Source organism: Rheinheimera pacifica (assembly GCF_024809855.1).
Taxonomy (GTDB): domain Bacteria; phylum Pseudomonadota; class Gammaproteobacteria; order Enterobacterales; family Alteromonadaceae; genus Alishewanella; species Alishewanella pacifica_A.
In genome coordinates this window covers 1-17,569 of sequence record NZ_JANUEM010000001.1, presented here as the reverse complement: position 1 = coordinate 17,569, position 17,569 = coordinate 1, and the positions used below count along the sequence as shown (strand labels likewise).

Genomic DNA, 17,569 nt, shown 5'->3' with positions numbered 1-17,569 from the left:
CTAACTTTAATTCGTTGCCCGGTACACCGCAAAACCGTTGGCTTTGGCTTTTAGCGTAACCTTTTTAAACGCTTGTTGCAGTAATTCCATATACGCCAGATGGCTGTTAGCCACTATTGTCAGGCTGCCATTGCTGCTAAGCCTGGCTGAGCTTTGGCGGATAAAGGTATCCACAATACTGTAGTCGGTTTTAATGCCGGTATGAAACGGTGGATTACTGACAATACAATCGAACTGCTTTGGTGTTTCAGGCAAACCGTCAGCAGCTATCACTGTGCCGCCAAGCTTATTTGCTGCCAGTGTCAGCTCTGTTGCTTTAACAGCTAAGCTACTGATGTCAGAGCTGAACAGCTCAATTGCCGGATGCTTGCGCTTTAACATTGCACCAATAACGCCACAACCACAGGCAAAATCGAGCACCTTGCCCTGGCTTACGTCTGGTAGGTTATCCAGTAATAAGGCAGTGCCAATATCCAGTTTACCGTGGTTAAATACGCCTGGCAGCGAGTGCAGTGTAAGGGCTTCACCGGCAGCGTTAATGGTAAAACTATGGTCTGTTACGGCGGCTAAGCTGCTGAAATCACCAAATAGTGAAAACCATAAACAGTGTTTGGCATTGTCCAGTTTATTGGCACCCAGCCCCAGTTTTTGGGCATGGCTGGCCAGGCTTTTAATGCCGCCTTTGTTGTCGCCGCAAACAAAAATTTCGGTATTGTTACTGATAACGCTTTTTAGCTGAGCCAGTGTAAAAGCCAGCTGTTCTTTGCTTTTCGGGTAAAACAGTACAATTGTATCAAAAGTGCCGCTAAACCGGGGGCTGACGTCGGTATAAAGCGTTACATAGTCATGAGCCCAACAGGCAGCGGCTGCCGCATCGGTGCTGTAGCAGCTTAACTCAAGCTCTGGCGACAGGTAGCGTAGCTCAGTTGCCAGGCTGTCGGCCATGGGTTCAACTATTAATACCTTGCCCTTAAGATCACTGACGTTACGTAATACCAGTTGACTGGCTGTTGCTAGCATTTAGCTTTCCTTTTTAAACATCAGATCCCATACTCCATGGCCCAAACGTTGGCCACGTTGTTCAAACTTTGTCAGCGGGCGCTGTTCTGGCCGCTCAACATAGCTATTATCGGCAGATAGATTAGTAAAGCCTTTTGCTGCCAGCATAACTTCAAGCATATGCTCAGCATAGTTTTCCCAATCGGTGGCCATATGAAATACGCCGCCTGGTTTTAATTTACGCCGCAGCAGTTGCACAAAATCGCTTTGCACTATACGGCGTTTGTGGTGGCGTTTTTTATGCCAGGGATCAGGGAAAAACAGTTGCACCGTGTCCAGGCTGTTATCGGCAATACTGTGCTCCAGCACTTCTACTGCATCGTGTTCAAATACTTTAAGGTTTTTAACCTGTTGTGCTACGGCTTCAGATAAACAGGCGCCAACGCCGGGACGGTGTACTTCAATGCCGATAAAATCTTTTTGTGGTGCTTCTTTTGCCATCTGCACCAGCGATTTACCCATACCAAAGCCAATTTCCAGCACCTTGTGGTTATCGCGGCCAAATATTTCTGCCAAAGGCAGTGGGGCTGGCTGATAGCTTAAACCGTAATCTGCCCAGTAGGTATCCAGCGCATGCTGTTGGCCCTTGGTCAGCCGGCCTTCACGCAAAACAAAGGAGCGGATTTTGCGCATGTAGGTGGTGTTTTCGGCCTGATCGTCTTGCTGCTGGCCGGTACTGTCTGTCATCTGTTGCTCCGCATAATCATTAACGGCGCGTATTATCCTTGTATTAGTGGCTTTGCTCAACCGTGATTATGGTTGGCAAGGCAAACAGGGCTGCTTATACTGCGCGCAATCTTCAACACAGGGGGGCTTTATGTTAGCGCAACAGGATGCAGTTTGGTTTTCAAATCAGCTGGTTAGCTGGTATCAGCAGCACGGGCGCAAAACATTACCGTGGCAGCTTAATAAAAGCCCGTATAAAACCTGGCTTAGTGAAGTTATGTTGCAGCAAACCCAGGTGGCTACTGTCATTCCTTATTTTCAGCGTTTTACCGCACGCTTTGCTGATATTAATGCCCTGGCACAGGCGCCGCTTGATGAAGTACTGCATTTATGGACCGGGCTGGGTTATTACGCCAGAGCGCGTAACCTGCATAAAGCCGCGCAAATAGTTGCCACGCAGCATGGCGGACAATTTCCGGCAGAGTTTGCACAGGTGCTGGCATTGCCTGGCGTAGGGCGCTCAACAGCCGGGGCGGTGTTGTCTTTAGCTTTGGGGCAGCACCATGCTATTTTAGATGGCAACTGCAAGCGGGTGCTGGCGCGTTTTTCCGCTATATCAGGCTGGCCCGGAGATAAAAAGGTTGAGCAGCAGCTATGGCAACTGGCCGAGCAGCTAACGCCGGAAGACACAGTAGCGGAGTTTAATCAGGCAATGATGGATCTTGGTGCTACTTTGTGCAGCCGCAGCAAGCCGCGCTGTGTAGAGTGCCCGCTTAAATTAAAATGCAAAGCTGCACTGGCCGGTGAGCAGGCTTTGTACCCCGGCAAAAAAGCCAAAAAAGCGTTGCCGGAAAAACAGAGTTTCTGGTTGCTATTGCAGCACGACGATAAGGTGTTGCTGTCGCAGCGCCCGGCGTCCGGCCTTTGGGGCGGCTTGTTTGGTTTTATTGAGTTTGCATCTGCAGCAGAACGCGAGCAATACCTGCTGCTAAACGCACTGGCTGTTGCAAGCAGGGAGGAGCTGGCAGGCTTTCGTCATACTTTCAGCCATTTTCATTTATGGATCCAGCCACTGCGGGTAAAACTAAAACATGCTCCCGCTGCGGTGCAGGAGCAATCTGCACCGACTTGGTTTACAATACATGCCATTCCGCAGGTTGGCTTGTCGGCACCGGCAAAACAACTATTTCAGCAGTTATTAGCTGCAAATCCGGACAAAAAGGACAAACTACTATGAGCCGTACCGTATTTTGTGAGTATTTAAACAAAGATGCACCCGGGCTGGATTTTCAGCTGTATCCCGGCGATTTGGGTAAGAAAATTTTTAACAGTATCAGCAAAGAAGCTTTTGCACTGTGGCAGGCAAAGCAAATTATGCTTATTAATGAAAAAAAGCTGAATATGATGAACCCGGAACATCGCCAGTTTTTGGAAGCACAAATGGAAGCTTTCCTGTTTAAAGGCGAAGACGTTGAAATTGAAGGCTACAAACCGGTAGAGAAGTGAACTTAGCTTGGCAGCCTGCTGGCGTCGTGGCGACGACAGCGTTATAATTCGGATTAGAAATTTTAATCATCAGATATTAATAATCTAAGAGATATTATGGCGCGTCGCCTGCCCCCGCTTAACGCATTAAAAGCCTTTGAAACTGCCGCCAGGCACTTAAGTTTTACAAAGGCTGCAGAAGAGATGTACGTTACCCAGGCTGCTATCAGCCATCAGATTAAAGCACTGGAAGATCATCTGGGCTTAAAGTTGTTTATGCGAAAAAACCGCTCTTTACTGCTGACGGAAGAAGGCCAGAGTTATTTTCTGGATATTAAAGAAATTTTTTTGCAGCTGCATGAATCTACTGAAAAACTGCTGGCGCGCGGGGCCAAAGGCTCGTTAACTGTAAGCCTGCAGCCGAGTTTTGCTATTCAGTGGTTAGTGCCAAGGTTAAACCAGTTTAGTGAACAGCATCCGGATATAGATGTACGCATTAAAGCTGTTGATCTGGACGAAGGCTCACTGACTGATGATGTTGATGTGGCGATATATTATGGCCGGGGCACCTGGCGTAATTTGCATGCAGATAAACTGCACACCGAATATTTACTGCCGGTGTGTTCACCGCTGCTGTTAAACAGCCCTAAGCCATTATCAGAGCCCACGGATTTACAATATCACAATTTATTGCATGACGGCTCACGCCGTGCATGGAAGGCCTGGTTTACCACACAGGGCTTTAAGCATTTTAATGTTAATCAGGGGCCTATATTCAGCCACTCATCAATGGTATTGCAAGCCGCCATTCATGGCCAGGGCGTAGCGCTGGCGCATAACGTGTTAGCACGGCCAGATATAAACTCTGGCCGCTTAATTGTGCCGTTTAACCATGTGCTGATCTCCAAAGATGCCTATTATTTAGTGTGCCGGGAAAGCCAGACAGAGCTGGGTAAAATTACCGCTTTTCGCCAATGGATGGTGTCGATGGTAGAAGCAGAACAAGCCGCTTTTGCTGAGCAGCAATTCACAAATGCCGTTGCCCTTGACTAAGGTGCTAATTAACACCGCTGCTGCGGTTAAAGCCCGCTTGTTGCTGGCTCATGGTGCCGGTGCTGGTGCAGACAGCTGCTTTATGCAACAGCTGGCACAGCAACTGGCAGAACGTAATATAGAAGTATGGCGCTTTAATTTCGCTTATATGCAGCGCTTTATCGACACCGGTAAACGCAGCTTACCGCCGAAAATGCCATTATTACAGACAGAATTCAGCCAGCAGATAAATAATAGCCCTGCTGATTTACCGCTATTTGTTGGCGGTAAATCGATGGGGGGCCGTGTGGCCAGTATGCTAAGTCAGCATAGTAACGTAAAGGCGGTATTTGCTTTTGGCTACCCGTTTCATGCGCCGAAAAAGCTTAACTGGCGTACTGAGCACTTTGCTACTCTGGCCAGCCTGTTATTTATTGCCCAGGGCGAGCGGGACTCTTTTGGTACAAGAGACGAGCTGGCTGCCATGCAATGGTCTGATGTGACCATGCACTGGCTGACAGATGGCGATCATGATTTTAAACCCAGAGTAAAAAGCGGCCTGACGCAGCAACAACTCATTGCTGCAGCCGCGCAATTTTGTAGCAGGAGCATTGATGAAATACTTTTGGCAGCTAAGTAACAGCGTCAGCGGTTTGTATGGCGGCGCAGTAGTAGGCTTAAGTGCTGTGCTGATGCATTTATGGCAAGGGCAGTTAACTGCTGAGGCTATCGCCAGAGTAATAAGCGCTTTGGCTATGCTGGCGTTTCATGCCTTAGCGCTACTGGCGCTGGGGCTGCAGCGCACTGATGCCAAACTGGTAAAGCTGGTTGCTGTGGTCTGGCATCTGGGATTGTGGTTTTTTGTCTGGACTATACTGGCAGGGGTGTTTGCTCTGCCGTTTTATTATTCACAGCTGGCGCCCATTGGTGGCCAGTTGCTTATTGCTGCCTGGCTGTTATTTGCTGTAAGTGCCTGGCGGCGGAGTTAACATGAAACAACTATTACTGTACTGCCGCGCTGGTTTCGAAAAAGAGTGCGCAGTTGAAATTCAGCATACAGCCGCTTTGCATAATGTATTTGGTTACTGCAAGTTAACTGCAGACAGCGCCTATGTTATTTTTGAGGCCTATGAAGCGGACAGCTTAGCGCAGTTTTATCGTGATTATCCGTTTGAACAGTTTATCTTTATCCGCCAGTGGAGCCTGCTGCTTGCTGACTTGCTTGAGCTGCCGCCGGCAGATCGGATAGCGCCGGTAGTAGCTGTCGCACTTAGTGCTGAATTAAGTGGTTGTGGTGAAATAAGAGTAGAGTATCCGGAAACAAATGACGGAAAAACATTATCTACCCTGGCGCGTAAACTAACGGTGCCACTGCGCCAGTCATTGCGCCAGGCCGGGGTGTTATTACCTAAAGAGCTAAAACGTGCACCCGTGCTGCACTTGTTTTTATTAACCGGTCAGCAGGGATATGTCGGTTTGTCGTATCCGGAAAACAACAGCCCGCTGGAAAATGGCATTATGCGGCTGAAGTTCCCCAACGAAGCACCAAGCCGCAGTACGTTAAAACTTGAAGAAGCTTTTATTCAGTTTATTCCCAAACATGAGTGGGACAAGCGCTTGTCGGGTGGTATGAATGCGGTAGATCTTGGTGCCAGCCCCGGTGGCTGGACTTATCAGTTGGTTAAACGCAGCATGATGGTAACCGCAATTGATAACGGCCCTATGGCTGAGTCGTTAATGGAAACCGGCCAGGTGCGACATTTAACGGTAGACGGTTTTAAATACGAGCCACAGAAAAAGAATAACCACTGGCTGGTGTGCGACATGATAGAGCAACCACAAAGGGTGGCAGAGCGCATTGCCGACTGGTTGATCAATGGCTGGTGTCAGGAAACCATTTTTAACCTTAAACTGCCAATGAAAAAGCGCTATGAAACGGTAACAGACATTTTGCAGCAACTTGAACAGCGGTTGGTAGAAGCCGGCATCAAATACCGGCTGCAGGTGAAACACTTATACCATGACAGGGAAGAAGTTACCGTGCACATACAAAATCTGGTGCAGCGCTTCTGAGCCGACTGCACGCCGGATTTTACCGTGTCGTGCAGAATACAAATACACAGCGCTGAATTAGTCAGCGCTTAATTCTACTGTTACCCATACCAGCCGATGGTCTGAACTGGCACCGCGTGAACCAATAAGCGGGTAAAGCGGGTCTGCTTTTACCGGCCAGAATACACCGCTGTTTTTTAACACAAAACCGGCTTTGGAAGGCAATACATAGTCGGCCCGCATCCGCCAATCGGCAGTGTGATAGGTCGCTTTGGGGTTATTTGGCGTATGGTCTGCACCGCCTTTGCTGGCTGGTGGCATACTATTGTTGATCCGCGGGTGGCTATATAGCATGTTAATTCCGCTATTTAAGGCATGGCCTTCGTTATCGGCAGAAGCGTTTTGATCGCCCAGCAGCACAAAGCTGGCATTTGCTGCTAACCCTCCTTTTTTGCCGTTGTCATCGTAAATATAGCCCGCTTTTTCTGGTGTTAAGTAATCTGCCCATAAACGGATTTCGTCATGGTTACGAACGCCATTGCGATTTTCTTCACCGTCAAATACCGGTGGTGTTGGATGGCTGGCTAATATATGCACCGTTTTGCCATTTATATTAAGCGGAATGTCCCAGTGGCTTTTAGAAGAAAGTGGAAACTCTGCCCAGGCTTCTTTACTATACCAGGGGCTGCCATCGGCTTTTTTTGTTGGCATAAAACCCGGCATATCTTTCCATTTAAACTGCTGAAAAGTACGGACCCTGTCAGTATCTATCGGGTATTTTGACAACAGCACCATACCGTACTGACCAGGATAAAAACCATAACCCCAGGCGTCTGCACCCAGGCCGGTAGCTTTGCCATCGTTGTCTAAATCAAAAGGGCTGGGTTGGCCGGTATTTACTGTGTTGTAGTAAAAGTAGGGGTAGTTAATTGCCTCAGCTGTGCCTTGCGGTTTGTTTAGGTAGTTTTTGATAAAAGCTTTTATGCCTTTATTACTCTCGGCGATATAGTCAAATTCATTCAGTAACAGCACGTCCGGGCGCACCAACTGGATAATGTTAGCAATATTACGAATTTGCGGCTGGCTATCGGTTTGCAATAATTCTGCCAATACAGCCGGGCCGCCATTCTGGCCTTTGGGCAGGTAATTCTGCGCTTCCATACTGACATTAAAAGTAGCGAAGGTAACTTCGGTGGCGTGCATATTTAACGACACTCCAAGGCTGATTGCGGCACTAAAGCCGAGAGCAGATAAACATTTTTTCATTAGATGCAGGTGAGTAAATCAGACAGGCTGATAGCATAAAGTGCTGGCGCAACAAAAACCAGTAAATGGATGAAAACACTGGGCAAGTCGGTTTTTTAGCCATTTTCGGCCAGCATAGTGCGCAACTCAGAGCAGCTATGTTACACTTATATGGCAACCGCCTAAGACAACGAGAGGAGCTAAAAGTTCCCATAAATCGGATTGGCGTAAGAAAAGTGTAATATGGTTTAGTTACCATTGTCTCCCAAATTGAACGCAGCATCTGTATTCAAATGGATTTAGATAAATACCTACAACTACCAGGTGAAAAAACGATATGAAAATTAAAAGTCTAGCTCTTGCGGTAACGCTCGCTCTTGGCGTAAGCAATATCGCCATTGCACAGGAAACCTCATCAGCAGTGCGCGGTGTTGTCACCACAGAAGCTGGTTCTACAGTTTCAAATGCAACAGTAACGGTAACAGATAAAAGAAATGGCACTAGCCGTACTTTAACTACAAATGCCACAGGTACCTTCTCGGCTCGTGGTTTACAAGTTGGCGGCCCATACCTGTTAACTGTTACTGGACCAGAAGGGCGCACAGAAACAATTGACAATGTTTTCCTGACATTAGGTGAGACGCAAAATCTTAGCGTTGTTATTCAACAACCAAGTGTAGAACGTATTGCGGTAACTGGTTCAGCTATAACTAATTCAAATTACGGTAGCAAAAGTCCTGTAGCAAACTTTAGCTTATCAGACTTGCAAACTATCCCGAATATTAACCGTGATTTAGCCGACACTGTTGCTGCTGACCCGCGTATTTATATCGATGCTGGCTTTGCCCGTGGTATTCAGTGTAATGGTGCTAGCCCACGCTTTAACAGTTTGACGGTTGACGGCGTGCGCATGAATGATAACTTTGGTTTGAATGACAATGGTTATCCAACCGAGCGTATGCCTTTCTCTTACGATGCGTTGCAGCAGGTAGCAGTTGAGTTTGCTCCGTTTGATGTAAAATACGGTGGTTTTACTGCTTGTAATATTAATGCTGTAACTAAATCTGGTACTAATGAGGTTAAAGGTTCTGTATTCTTCGATTACACCAATGACTCATTACGTGGTGATAAGTTAGAAGGGACTTCACTGAGTACTGATCCATTTAACGAAAAGCGGTACGGCTTTAACGTTGGTGGAGCGTTAGTTCAAGATAAACTGTTTTTCTTTGCGGCTTATGAGAAGTACGAAGGTGCCAGTAACTTTACCCGTGGCCCTGCTGATTCTAACGCGGGCACCCCTGTAGCAGGTGTGACTCAATCGCAGTTAGACGAAATAGCTCAAATTGCTCGAGATGTTTATGGCTATGAAGTTGGTGCGCCAATCAGTTCAGTTCCTGTTGAAGATAAAAAATATTTACTGAAACTAGACTGGTATATCAACGATCAACACCGTACAGCTTTCACTTACAATTACAATGACGGTGGTTCAGTTCGGGAGTCTGACTCTAGTTCGAACCAGTACGAGTTTTCAGATCATTATTATGCTCGCAGTGCTGAGTTCAGCTCTTATGTTGGTCAATTATTTTCTGACTGGACTGATAACTTCTCCACAGAGGTTCGTCTAGGCTACTCTGAGCTGACCAATACTCAGGCCAACATTGGTCCTGGTGGCATGCCTGAAGTGTGGGTAACAACCACTAATGGTGCAGCTGAATCAACGGTATATTTCGGCGTCGATGATTCTCGCCAATCAAACGATCTGAATTATGATACAACGTTCTTCAAATTGGCCGGTACTTACAACTATGGTGATCATATTATCACCGGTGGTTTTGAGCTCGAAGAATACAATGTATTTAACATGTTTGTTCAGCACTCAATCGGCGAATATCGTTTCAACTCTATTGATGCATTCAGAGCTGGTACTCCTGCTACTATTTATTATGGTAATGCTGCCGGCACTCATAACCCAAGGGAAGCTGCTGCTGAATTTGGTTATGCTATCAATACTGCGTATATTCAGGATGAGTACTATGTTGCTGATGCTGATTTAACGCTGACTTTTGGTTTACGTTATGACTGGTACACCAGTGACGACGTGCCGCGTGAGAATGCTAATTTTGTAAGGCGTTATGGTTTCTCTAATACCAACACTTTTGATGGCGAAAGCTTATTACAACCACGTTTCGGCTTTAACTGGAATGCTACCGATAATCTGGAAGTACGAGGCGGTGTTGGTCTGTATACTGGCGGCAACCCGAATGTTTGGATTGCTAACAGTTATCAGAACGACGGTATTACTCAAATTCAGATCACTGACCGTAGTGGTATCAATGTTCTTACTGCGCCATTATCGGGCGCTGGCCGCCCGCTGTATGACATTCCACAAAGCATTTATGACCGTGTAACAAATGCAAGCGGCGATAGCGCTGTAAACGCATTAGATCAAGACTTCAAAATGCCGAAAGATTGGAAATACGCCATCGGTGGTACTTACAGCTTCGACAGCGGTTATGTTGTAATGGCTGACTTGATGTATACCCGTAGCCAGGACCAAGCAATTATTCGTGATATTGCTATGGTTCAAACAGGTACTGCAGCAGATGGCCGCCCTATTTATGGCTCACGCGAAGGCTCTCGCCGTGAAGACTTAGTGGTTACCAATGCGAGTTCAGATGCAAAACAGATATCTTTCAGTACGTCTATTAGCAAGCGTCATGACTTCGGTTTAGACTGGAGCTTGGCGTATGCTCATATTCAGGCTGAAGACTCTAACCCTATGACGAGTTCGGTTGCGTATTCTAACCTTAACAACTTTGCCCGCAGTGATTTCTATGATCCGAAGCCGGCAACATCTAACTACGAAACGCCACACCGTTTCACTGCACGTTTAACCTATACTGCTGAGTTGTTTGAAGGTTATAAAACCACAGTTAGTCTGATCGGCTCGCATAATAAAGGTCGTCCATACAGCTATACTTTCAGCGGTTCTGGTATAGCAGGTGATTACTTCACTGGTCGTCAGTTAGTGTATGTGCCAACAGGTGTAGATGATCCAAATGTGGTTTGGGGTGGTGTGACGGATCAAAATACCGGTGTGTATACTCCATTTGACACAGATGCATTCTTTGACTACGTAAACAGCAGCGGCCTGAGTAAATATTCTGGCGGCATTGCAGAGCGTAATGGTTTTGAAAGCGATTGGTGGACTAAGGTTGACTTGCGTATTGAGCAGGAACTGCCTGGTTTTGCACAAGGCCATAGAACCAAAGCCTTCTTTGTTATTGATAACCTGACTAACCTGCTAAATGACGACTGGGGTGTGCTGTATGAAGCTCGCTTCCCGCAAACTGCAGCGGTGGTTGACGGAAGTTTAAATGCTGACGGTACTTATACTTATAACCGCTTTATTCAACCATCTCCTCAGGCTCGCGTAGCTACGCCGTCTCTGTGGAAAATGACAGTGGGTATTAAGTACGAGTTCTAATTTTTATTAAGACATCAGTATCTACTGAAATCCTGCCAGGCTAGCCTTGGCAGGATTTTTTTATTTCATATTCAGTAGTAATTAGCGATAATTAGCAGCTTATTTATGTAAAAGTGAACGTGTCAGTGGGAAAAAATACTATTATCGCAATTGCCGGTGCTTCTGCATCAGGTAAAAGCCTTTTTGCTTCAACGGTATACCAGGAACTAGTGGCTGAACTTGGCGGTGAGCGTATCGCTATTTTGTCGGAAGATGCGTATTACCGTGATCAGAGCCATTTGTCGTTTGAACAGCGCACGTTAACGAATTATGACCACCCTGCAGCTTTTGAGCATGAATTACTGGCTGCACATTTACGTGCGCTACGTGCCGGTAAAGCCATACAAATGCCGCAATACAGCTATAAAAACCATACCCGTACTGAAGAAACTATAGCCGTGCAACCTGCAAAAGTGATTTTAGTTGAAGGTATTTTGCTGCTGACTGATGAGCAGTTAAGAGAGCAGTTTGATATTACGGTATTTATGGATACGCCGCTGGATGTTTGCTTGTTACGGCGTATAAAACGTGATTTAGAAGACCGGGGCCGCAGTTTGAGTTCGGTAACTGAGCAATATGAAAACTCTGTGCGACCGGCGTTCTTCGAATTTATTGCGCCTTCCAAGCAGCATGCCGATTTGGTGGTTACCCGCGGCGGTAAAAACCAGATTGCTATCGATATAATAAAAGCAAAAATCCGCCAGTTGCTGGCTGAATAATAATCAGGGAATAACGTATGATGGGATTAGTGGGTATTGTTGCCCTGTTATTGGTGGCGTATGCGGCTTCAGCCAATCGTAACCGTATTAACTGGCGCACCGTGGGTGGCGCTTTTGCTATTCAGTTGGCAATAGGGGCTTTTGTGTTGTACGTGCCCTTTGGGCAGGATGTGCTGTACAGCATTTCACAGGTAGTAGCTAATGTGATTGGTTATGCCAACGCCGGTATCCTGTTTCTATTCGGTGATTTAGGCCGGTTCTCGCAAGGTTTTATTTTCGCTATCCATGTACTGACTATCATTATCTTCTTCTCATCATTAATTGCGGTGTTGTACCACATAGGCATTATGACTTGGGTTATTCGCATTATCGGTGGCGGTTTACAAAAGTTGCTGGGTACCAGCAGGCCGGAGTCTATGTCGGCGGCAGCTAATATCTTTGTTGGCCAAACTGAGGCGCCATTAATAGTACGGCCTTTTATTCCTACTATGACCCGCTCTGAACTCTTTGCCGTAATGGTTGGTGGTTTAGCGTCTGTTGCGGGCTCTGTACTGGCAGGTTATGCCGGTTTAGGTATTGAATTGAAGTATCTGATTGCAGCCAGCTTTATGGCTGCACCGGGCGGGTTTTTAATGGCGAAGTTAATTTTGCCTGAAACCGAGCAACCTAAAAATGAGTTAACTGAAATCAGTGCTGACAAGCCGCACACGAATGTTATTGATGCTGCCGCTGCAGGTGCCTCCAGTGGGATGCAACTGGCACTGAATGTTGGTGCTATGTTGCTGGCCTTTGTTGGTTTAATTGCATTGGTTAACGGCATAGTAGGTGGCATTGGTGGTTGGTTTGGTAAAGATGATTTAACACTGCAGCTGATTTTCGGTTATGTATTCCAGCCTCTGGCATTTATTCTTGGCGTGTCCTGGGATGAAGCTCGGCTTGCCGGCAGTTTTATCGGTCAGAAGCTGGTAATTAATGAATTTGTCGCATACCTCGACTTTGTGCAGGTGAAAGAGCAGTTAAGCGCTCATACGCAGGTGATAGTAACTATTGCCCTGTGTGGTTTTGCTAACTTTTCTTCAATTGCTATTTTATTAGGTGGCCTGGGCGGTATGGCTCCGGGGCGCCGGGCTGATATTGCTGAACTGGGTTTAAAAGCCCTGCTTGCAGCAACATTAGCTAACTTAATGAGCGCTGCTATTGCAGGGTTCTTTTTTTCCTTAGGCTAAAAACAGGTCTTTTATATGACACAGCAAGTTCCAACGTTAGATATAAGACGGTTTGCCACCGACAAAGATAACTTTGTTGCCGAAATTGGCAAGGCCTACACTGAGTTTGGATTCTGCGGCATTAGCGGCCATGGTATTTCAGATGAAGTGGTAGCAAATACTTACAAAGCGATTAAGCAATTTTTCGCTTTACCAAATGAGGTTAAAGCGAAATACCATAAACCTGGCCAGGGCGGTGCGCGTGGTTACACTGGTTTTGGTGTTGAAAAAGCCAAAGACTCTAATCACCCGGATTTAAAAGAGTTCTGGCATGTTGGCCGTGAGCTGAATGGCCCGGCGCCACATCCGAGTTTGTATCCTAATGTCTGGCCAATCGAAGTGCTGGGTTTTCAGCAGGCCACTTATGCGCTTTATGCTGAGCTGGAAAAGCTGGGCAATCGTGTGCTGGAAGCGTTAGCCCTGTTTCTGGGGCAGGAGCAAAGTTACTTTGCCGATAAGGTGAATTACGGCAACTCTATTTTGCGGCCAATTCATTATCCGCCGATTAAAGATACCAGCACTCAGTCTATTCGTGCCGGCCAGCACGAAGATATTAACCTTATCACTTTGCTGGTGGGGTCAAATGAAGCAGGGCTGGAGATTTTGCGTCGTGATGGCAGCTGGCTGCCGGTTACTACGATTGAAGGTACTATAGTGGTGAATATCGGCGATATGCTGCAACGCCTGACTAACCATGTGTTGCCATCTACTACGCACAGGGTAGTTAATCCGGCAGGTGCGGCTGCAGGTGAGCCACGGTATTCCATTCCGTTTTTTATGCACCCGAACCCGGATTATGTAATAAAAACTCTGGATAGCTGCATCAGCGCCGACAGGCCTAATCGCTACCCGGAGCCGATTAACTCTAACGACTACTTAATGCAGCGTTTAGAAGAGATTGGTTTGCTGAAAAAGGCGAAATACTAGGCATCTTGCTTAGTATTTGCCCGAGCGATGCAAAACGATAGAAATTGTGCGTTTTCATAGTTGACTGGTTTGATAAAGTCGCTATACTGCACGCCATGTTAACGCAGTAGCGAAGACATAACGCAGATGTGGTGGAATTGGTAGACACGCAAGCTTCAGGTGTTTGTGCCCACAAGGCGTGAGAGTTCGAGTCTCTCCATCTGCACCAAATCAACCGGCTGAGGCCGGTTTTTTTGCATCTGAAACTCACCGTTTTAGTTCGATACGGCGGATAAAGTCTTCTACCAGCATATCGTATAGTTTATTGCCCAGATATAAATCTTCCACACCGTCATCTATATTCGGGTTATCGTTTACTTCTATAACGTATACTTTGTCGCCATCTTGTTTTATATCTACACCATATAAACTATCACCGATCGGCGCGCAGGCACGGATGGCGGTATCCAGCACATGCGCAGGCACTTCTGTAATAGCGCAGGTACTAAAGCCACCACTTTCCGTTTTGGCTTTACCATGTTTATAGATTTGCCAGTGGTTGCGTGCCATAAAATATTTACAGGCAAAAATAGGTGTACCGTTTAGTATTCCTATACGCCAATCGTACTCGGTAAAGGTATAACGCTGAGCCAGAATAATTGCGCTTTGTTCAAACAGGGCAGTAAGCTGCGAACGCAGTTCGGTCAGGGTTTTTACTTTCACCACACCACGGGAAAAACTGCCATCAGGAATTTTCAGTACCAATGGTAAACCCAAAGTATCGGCTGCACGCTCTAAGTTATCTTCATCTTGTTTAAACAACATAATGCCATCGGGCATAGGCACCTTATGCTGCTCGAACAATGTTTGTAAATAAACTTTATTACCGCAGCGCAATATAGAGTTAGGGTCGTCAATTACTGCCAAGCCTTCGCGTTCGGCTTTTAATGCCATATGAAAGGTATGATGGTTAACGCCTGTTGTTTCACGGATAAACAAACCATCAAATTCCGCCAGCCGGTGAATATCTCTGACGCCAATTTGCTCGGTGTCCATAGCAGCTCTTTTGGCCGCCTTATTAAACAACTCCAGGGATTTAGGTGTGCAGGGCGGGAACTTCTCTTTGGGGTCAACTAACACTGCCAAGTCATATTTATACTTACGATTCGTCGGTTCTACCCGCCAGATCTTATGGCTATAGCGCTCTAATGTATTGCCAAACAAGCTTTGTTCATGCTCGTTCAACTTATGCACACTGCCTATCTTCAGTGTTTTTACCTGCCAGCTAACTTTCTTTTGTAGTTCAACACGCAATATCGGCACCGAAAAGGCGTCAAACAGATAGCTGGCTACTTTTTTCAGGGCTTTATGCTCCGTTTCCCCAAAGTAAATATTAAAAATAAGCTGCGTGTTTGTTTCATCAACTAAGGCTTTGTTTAGCTGTGTCAAAATAGTACCGGGAATTTCTTCTGCTATATCGGCAATTTCATGGCGGTTAAATTTATTAAAAGCTCTTACCGAAGGCACAACATGATGGCCACGTGCTTCTGCCAGCAACGAACAGTAATAGCCACTTCCCAGATATTGCGACTGACGGCATAAATTAATCACCCGGGTACGTTGCTTATTTTTGGCCGACCATTTCAGATAGGCCGGTAGCGTCATTACGCCATCATACTGATGAAAAGGTGCCCAGTCCTGAGCTTTGTCTACTACGATAATCAGTTTGGCCATTGCCACTCCTATAGTTTGTCAAAGCATGTTGCGATGCCAGATAAAAGACAGTGAAGAAAATTGCACCACAACAGTTAAATTTCTTGTTTGCTTTTCATTTGTTTAGCTGTTGTTATCCTAAACTTAGTTAAAAATTGGCGAAAGGCAATAATGACTTTAACAAGCGTATTAAACAGCACCTCATCCGGTCTGACCTGCAGAAATGCAACTGCCGGAGATATTTCAGCATTAATGACATTAGAGCAGAAGTGCTTTACAACTGACCGTATTAGTTTACGCAGTTTTAAGCGTTTTATCGCTGATAGCCGCAATGACTTACTGGTAGCCGAACAGGCTGGCGAGCTAGCGGGTTACTTTCTGCTTATATATAGAAGAGGCACCAGCCTGGCGCGGCTTTATTCTCTGGCGGTAGATCCTGCTTATCGTAAGCAGGGAGTGGCTGAGTTCCTTATGCTAAATGCTGAAAAAACCGCAGCAGCCAGATGCTGTGTATTACTGCGTTTAGAGGTGCGCTACGATAATACTGCTGCAATTAAGCTGTACCAGAAACTGAATTATCATGAATTTGCTATTAAGCATGACTTCTATGAAGACCATTCTGACGCTATCTGTATGCAAAAACAGATTATTCAGTTTAATAGTGCCTCTTTAAACCGGCAAGTACCCTATATCCCGCAAACCACCCCTTTTACTTGCGGCCCGGCTTGCCTGTTAATGGCTTTTAACTACTTTCAACCCGGTAAGTTCGATCCTGCTGCGCTGGAAATAGATATCTGGCGTGAGGCTACAACTATTTTTATGACATCAGGCCATGGTGGGTGTGGACCGAGGGGCTTGGCTTTAGCTGCCCATAACCGGGGATTCGCGGTGGAGATTTTCCTAAACAAAGAGGGGCCTTTATTTACCGACACTGTGCGCAGTGAAGTAAAGAAAGCGATTTTGCAGCGGGTACATGATTCCTACCGGCAAAAGGTTGAGCAAAGTGGCATAGTGCTACATCGCTCTGAACCCGGTATCAGCAAGATAAAACAGTTACTGCAGGAGGGGGCTTTGTTGGTTGTATTAATAAGTACCTGGCAGTTTGATAAAAGCAAAGCACCGCATTGGGTGGTGGTGTGTGCGGTAGATGAACACTTTGTCTATATTAATGATCCTGATACTGAAGATATCCCCTGGTTGTCTGCAGCAGAACGGCAGTACATTCCGGTAGAACACAGCGTGTTTATGAAAGCTTTTAGTTATGGCAAAAACCGGCTTAAGGCTGCTGTAGTTATCCGGGATGCTAAAAAGTAGCGTGTTTTGTTTGCCTTTTTGCCACTTTGTGCAATTTTTCTGCGAACGATCTTAAAAACACAAGTTTTCTCAAATAACCGCTTGCAGGTCTCCTAAAAGGCCCTATAATGCGCGCCATGCCACGGGGTGCTGCGGTTTGGGTGCTTCAGGTGAGTCAAAACGGGTCGCAAAAATCTTTTAAAAAGACGCTTGACAGACTGGTTTAAATCACTAAAATGGCGCCCTCGCTTCACGGTGGTGGTTAACACGGTGAAATGCGATAAAAAGTCTGGTGTGACGATGTGTTTTTGTATTAAGAATCATCGTCACGCTTGACTTAAAAACTGGGAAGGGTAATATACGCCTCCCGCTTTGAGAGTTCAAAGCACGCTCTTTAACAATAAGCAATCAATCATCTGTGTGGGCACTTATGATGGATTTCACAAAAATGAAATTTATCGGTTGAGTGGCTACTACAGAAATGTTTTAAGTCAGTAAGACTGAGCAGCCTTATGGCAGCAAACACTTTTAATTGAAGAGTTTGATCATGGCTCAGATTGAACGCTGGCGGCAGGCCTAACACATGCAAGTCGAGCGGGGTTTTCGGA

At 46.2% G+C, this 17,569-nt stretch carries 15 protein-coding genes, 1 tRNA gene and 1 rRNA gene; 13 read left to right on the top strand and 4 right to left on the bottom strand.

Features of this window, described 5'->3' with window-relative positions; translation table 11 throughout:
- Positions 1-6: 6 nt before the first annotated feature.
- Together M2404_RS00085 and trmB are read right to left on the bottom strand one after the other, a co-directional pair.
- Positions 7-1,020 carry a class I SAM-dependent methyltransferase gene (locus tag M2404_RS00085; RefSeq protein WP_259237390.1) on the bottom strand — a complete coding sequence of 338 codons (1,014 nt, stop codon included), beginning with the start codon at positions 1,018-1,020 and terminating at the stop codon, positions 7-9.
- On the bottom strand, positions 1,021-1,746 hold the full coding sequence (gene trmB / locus M2404_RS00080; RefSeq protein ID WP_259237389.1) for a tRNA (guanosine(46)-N7)-methyltransferase TrmB: 726 nt from the start codon (positions 1,744-1,746) through the stop codon (positions 1,021-1,023).
- A 130-nt stretch (positions 1,747-1,876) separates the two neighbouring features.
- On the opposite strand from trmB, the gene mutY reads away from it, so the two are divergent.
- From mutY to rlmM, 6 genes are all read left to right on the top strand, one after another.
- On the top strand, positions 1,877-2,962 hold the full coding sequence (gene mutY / locus M2404_RS00075) for an A/G-specific adenine glycosylase (protein ID WP_259237388.1): 1,086 nt from the start codon (positions 1,877-1,879) through the stop codon (positions 2,960-2,962).
- Complete coding sequence (locus M2404_RS00070) at positions 2,959-3,231, top strand: oxidative damage protection protein (RefSeq protein WP_259237387.1); 273 nt, start codon at positions 2,959-2,961, stop codon at positions 3,229-3,231. The genes mutY and M2404_RS00070 overlap by 4 nt, the downstream gene beginning before the upstream one ends.
- A gap of 96 nt (positions 3,232-3,327) precedes the next feature.
- Entirely contained in the window at positions 3,328-4,263 is a 936-nt protein-coding gene (locus M2404_RS00065) for a transcriptional regulator GcvA (RefSeq protein WP_259237386.1), read from the top strand.
- Positions 4,244-4,882 carry an alpha/beta family hydrolase gene (locus tag M2404_RS00060; protein WP_259237385.1) on the top strand — a complete coding sequence of 213 codons (639 nt, stop codon included), beginning with the start codon at positions 4,244-4,246 and terminating at the stop codon, positions 4,880-4,882. The genes M2404_RS00065 and M2404_RS00060 overlap by 20 nt, the downstream gene beginning before the upstream one ends.
- Positions 4,857-5,231: a DUF423 domain-containing protein gene (locus M2404_RS00055; RefSeq protein WP_259237384.1), complete on the top strand. Its 375-nt coding sequence runs from the start codon at positions 4,857-4,859 to the stop codon at positions 5,229-5,231. Before M2404_RS00060 ends, M2404_RS00055 begins: the two co-directional genes overlap by 26 nt.
- 1 nt (position 5,232) lies before the next feature.
- Positions 5,233-6,315, top strand: a complete 1,083-nt coding sequence (gene rlmM / locus M2404_RS00050; protein WP_259237383.1) for a 23S rRNA (cytidine(2498)-2'-O)-methyltransferase RlmM — start codon at positions 5,233-5,235, stop codon at positions 6,313-6,315.
- A 57-nt stretch (positions 6,316-6,372) separates the two neighbouring features.
- Here the strand turns inward: rlmM and M2404_RS00045 are convergent, their stop codons facing one another.
- Positions 6,373-7,560: an endonuclease/exonuclease/phosphatase family protein gene (locus M2404_RS00045; protein ID WP_259237382.1), complete on the bottom strand. Its 1,188-nt coding sequence runs from the start codon at positions 7,558-7,560 to the stop codon at positions 6,373-6,375.
- Positions 7,561-7,876: 316 nt separating this feature from the next.
- Between M2404_RS00045 and M2404_RS00040 the strand changes: the two genes are divergently transcribed.
- The 5 genes from M2404_RS00040 to M2404_RS00020 all read left to right on the top strand — a co-directional run bounded on the left by M2404_RS00040 (position 7,877) and on the right by M2404_RS00020 (position 14,184).
- Positions 7,877-11,026 (top strand): TonB-dependent receptor, encoded by a 3,150-nt coding sequence (locus M2404_RS00040; RefSeq protein ID WP_259237381.1) that lies wholly within the window; start codon positions 7,877-7,879, stop codon positions 11,024-11,026.
- Positions 11,027-11,151: 125 nt separating this feature from the next.
- Positions 11,152-11,784: a uridine kinase gene (gene udk / locus M2404_RS00035; protein WP_259237380.1), complete on the top strand. Its 633-nt coding sequence runs from the start codon at positions 11,152-11,154 to the stop codon at positions 11,782-11,784.
- Between the two features lie 17 nt (positions 11,785-11,801).
- Positions 11,802-13,010: a NupC/NupG family nucleoside CNT transporter gene (locus M2404_RS00030; RefSeq protein WP_259237378.1), complete on the top strand. Its 1,209-nt coding sequence runs from the start codon at positions 11,802-11,804 to the stop codon at positions 13,008-13,010.
- A 15-nt stretch (positions 13,011-13,025) separates the two neighbouring features.
- The gene (locus M2404_RS00025; RefSeq protein ID WP_259237376.1) at positions 13,026-13,976 is read left to right on the top strand and encodes an isopenicillin N synthase family dioxygenase; all 951 of its coding nucleotides are present in this window, start codon (positions 13,026-13,028) and stop codon (positions 13,974-13,976) included.
- Between the two features lie 122 nt (positions 13,977-14,098).
- Positions 14,099-14,184 (top strand) — tRNA-Leu (locus tag M2404_RS00020).
- Positions 14,185-14,222: 38 nt separating this feature from the next.
- On the opposite strand, the gene M2404_RS00015 is transcribed toward M2404_RS00020, so the two are convergent.
- Positions 14,223-15,689 carry a RimK family protein gene (locus M2404_RS00015; RefSeq protein WP_259237375.1) on the bottom strand — a complete coding sequence of 489 codons (1,467 nt, stop codon included), beginning with the start codon at positions 15,687-15,689 and terminating at the stop codon, positions 14,223-14,225.
- Between the two features lie 150 nt (positions 15,690-15,839).
- Between M2404_RS00015 and M2404_RS00010 the strand changes: the two genes are divergently transcribed.
- Together M2404_RS00010 and M2404_RS00005 are read left to right on the top strand one after the other, a co-directional pair.
- Positions 15,840-16,982: a GNAT family N-acetyltransferase/peptidase C39 family protein gene (locus M2404_RS00010; protein WP_259237374.1), complete on the top strand. Its 1,143-nt coding sequence runs from the start codon at positions 15,840-15,842 to the stop codon at positions 16,980-16,982.
- A gap of 508 nt (positions 16,983-17,490) precedes the next feature.
- A 16S ribosomal RNA gene (locus tag M2404_RS00005) occupies positions 17,491-17,569 on the top strand; the annotation flags it as partial.

Excerpts from the sequence above, each read along its gene's own strand:
- M2404_RS00085 (WP_259237390.1), bottom strand. The coding sequence starts at position 1,020 with ATGCTAGCAACAGCCAGTCAACTGGTATTACGTAACGTCAGTGATCTT.
- trmB (WP_259237389.1), bottom strand. The coding sequence starts at position 1,746 with ATGACAGACAGTACCGGCCAGCAGCAAGACGATCAGGCCGAAAACACC.
- mutY (WP_259237388.1), top strand. The coding sequence starts at position 1,877 with ATGTTAGCGCAACAGGATGCAGTTTGGTTTTCAAATCAGCTGGTTAGC.
- M2404_RS00070 (WP_259237387.1), top strand. The coding sequence starts at position 2,959 with ATGAGCCGTACCGTATTTTGTGAGTATTTAAACAAAGATGCACCCGGG.
- M2404_RS00065 (WP_259237386.1), top strand. The coding sequence starts at position 3,328 with ATGGCGCGTCGCCTGCCCCCGCTTAACGCATTAAAAGCCTTTGAAACT.
- M2404_RS00060 (WP_259237385.1), top strand. The coding sequence starts at position 4,244 with ATGCCGTTGCCCTTGACTAAGGTGCTAATTAACACCGCTGCTGCGGTT.
- M2404_RS00055 (WP_259237384.1), top strand. The coding sequence starts at position 4,857 with ATGAAATACTTTTGGCAGCTAAGTAACAGCGTCAGCGGTTTGTATGGC.
- rlmM (WP_259237383.1), top strand. The coding sequence starts at position 5,233 with ATGAAACAACTATTACTGTACTGCCGCGCTGGTTTCGAAAAAGAGTGC.
- M2404_RS00045 (WP_259237382.1), bottom strand. The coding sequence starts at position 7,560 with ATGAAAAAATGTTTATCTGCTCTCGGCTTTAGTGCCGCAATCAGCCTT.
- M2404_RS00040 (WP_259237381.1), top strand. The coding sequence starts at position 7,877 with ATGAAAATTAAAAGTCTAGCTCTTGCGGTAACGCTCGCTCTTGGCGTA.
- M2404_RS00030 (WP_259237378.1), top strand. The coding sequence starts at position 11,802 with ATGATGGGATTAGTGGGTATTGTTGCCCTGTTATTGGTGGCGTATGCG.
- M2404_RS00025 (WP_259237376.1), top strand. The coding sequence starts at position 13,026 with ATGACACAGCAAGTTCCAACGTTAGATATAAGACGGTTTGCCACCGAC.
- M2404_RS00015 (WP_259237375.1), bottom strand. The coding sequence starts at position 15,689 with ATGGCCAAACTGATTATCGTAGTAGACAAAGCTCAGGACTGGGCACCT.
- M2404_RS00010 (WP_259237374.1), top strand. The coding sequence starts at position 15,840 with ATGACTTTAACAAGCGTATTAAACAGCACCTCATCCGGTCTGACCTGC.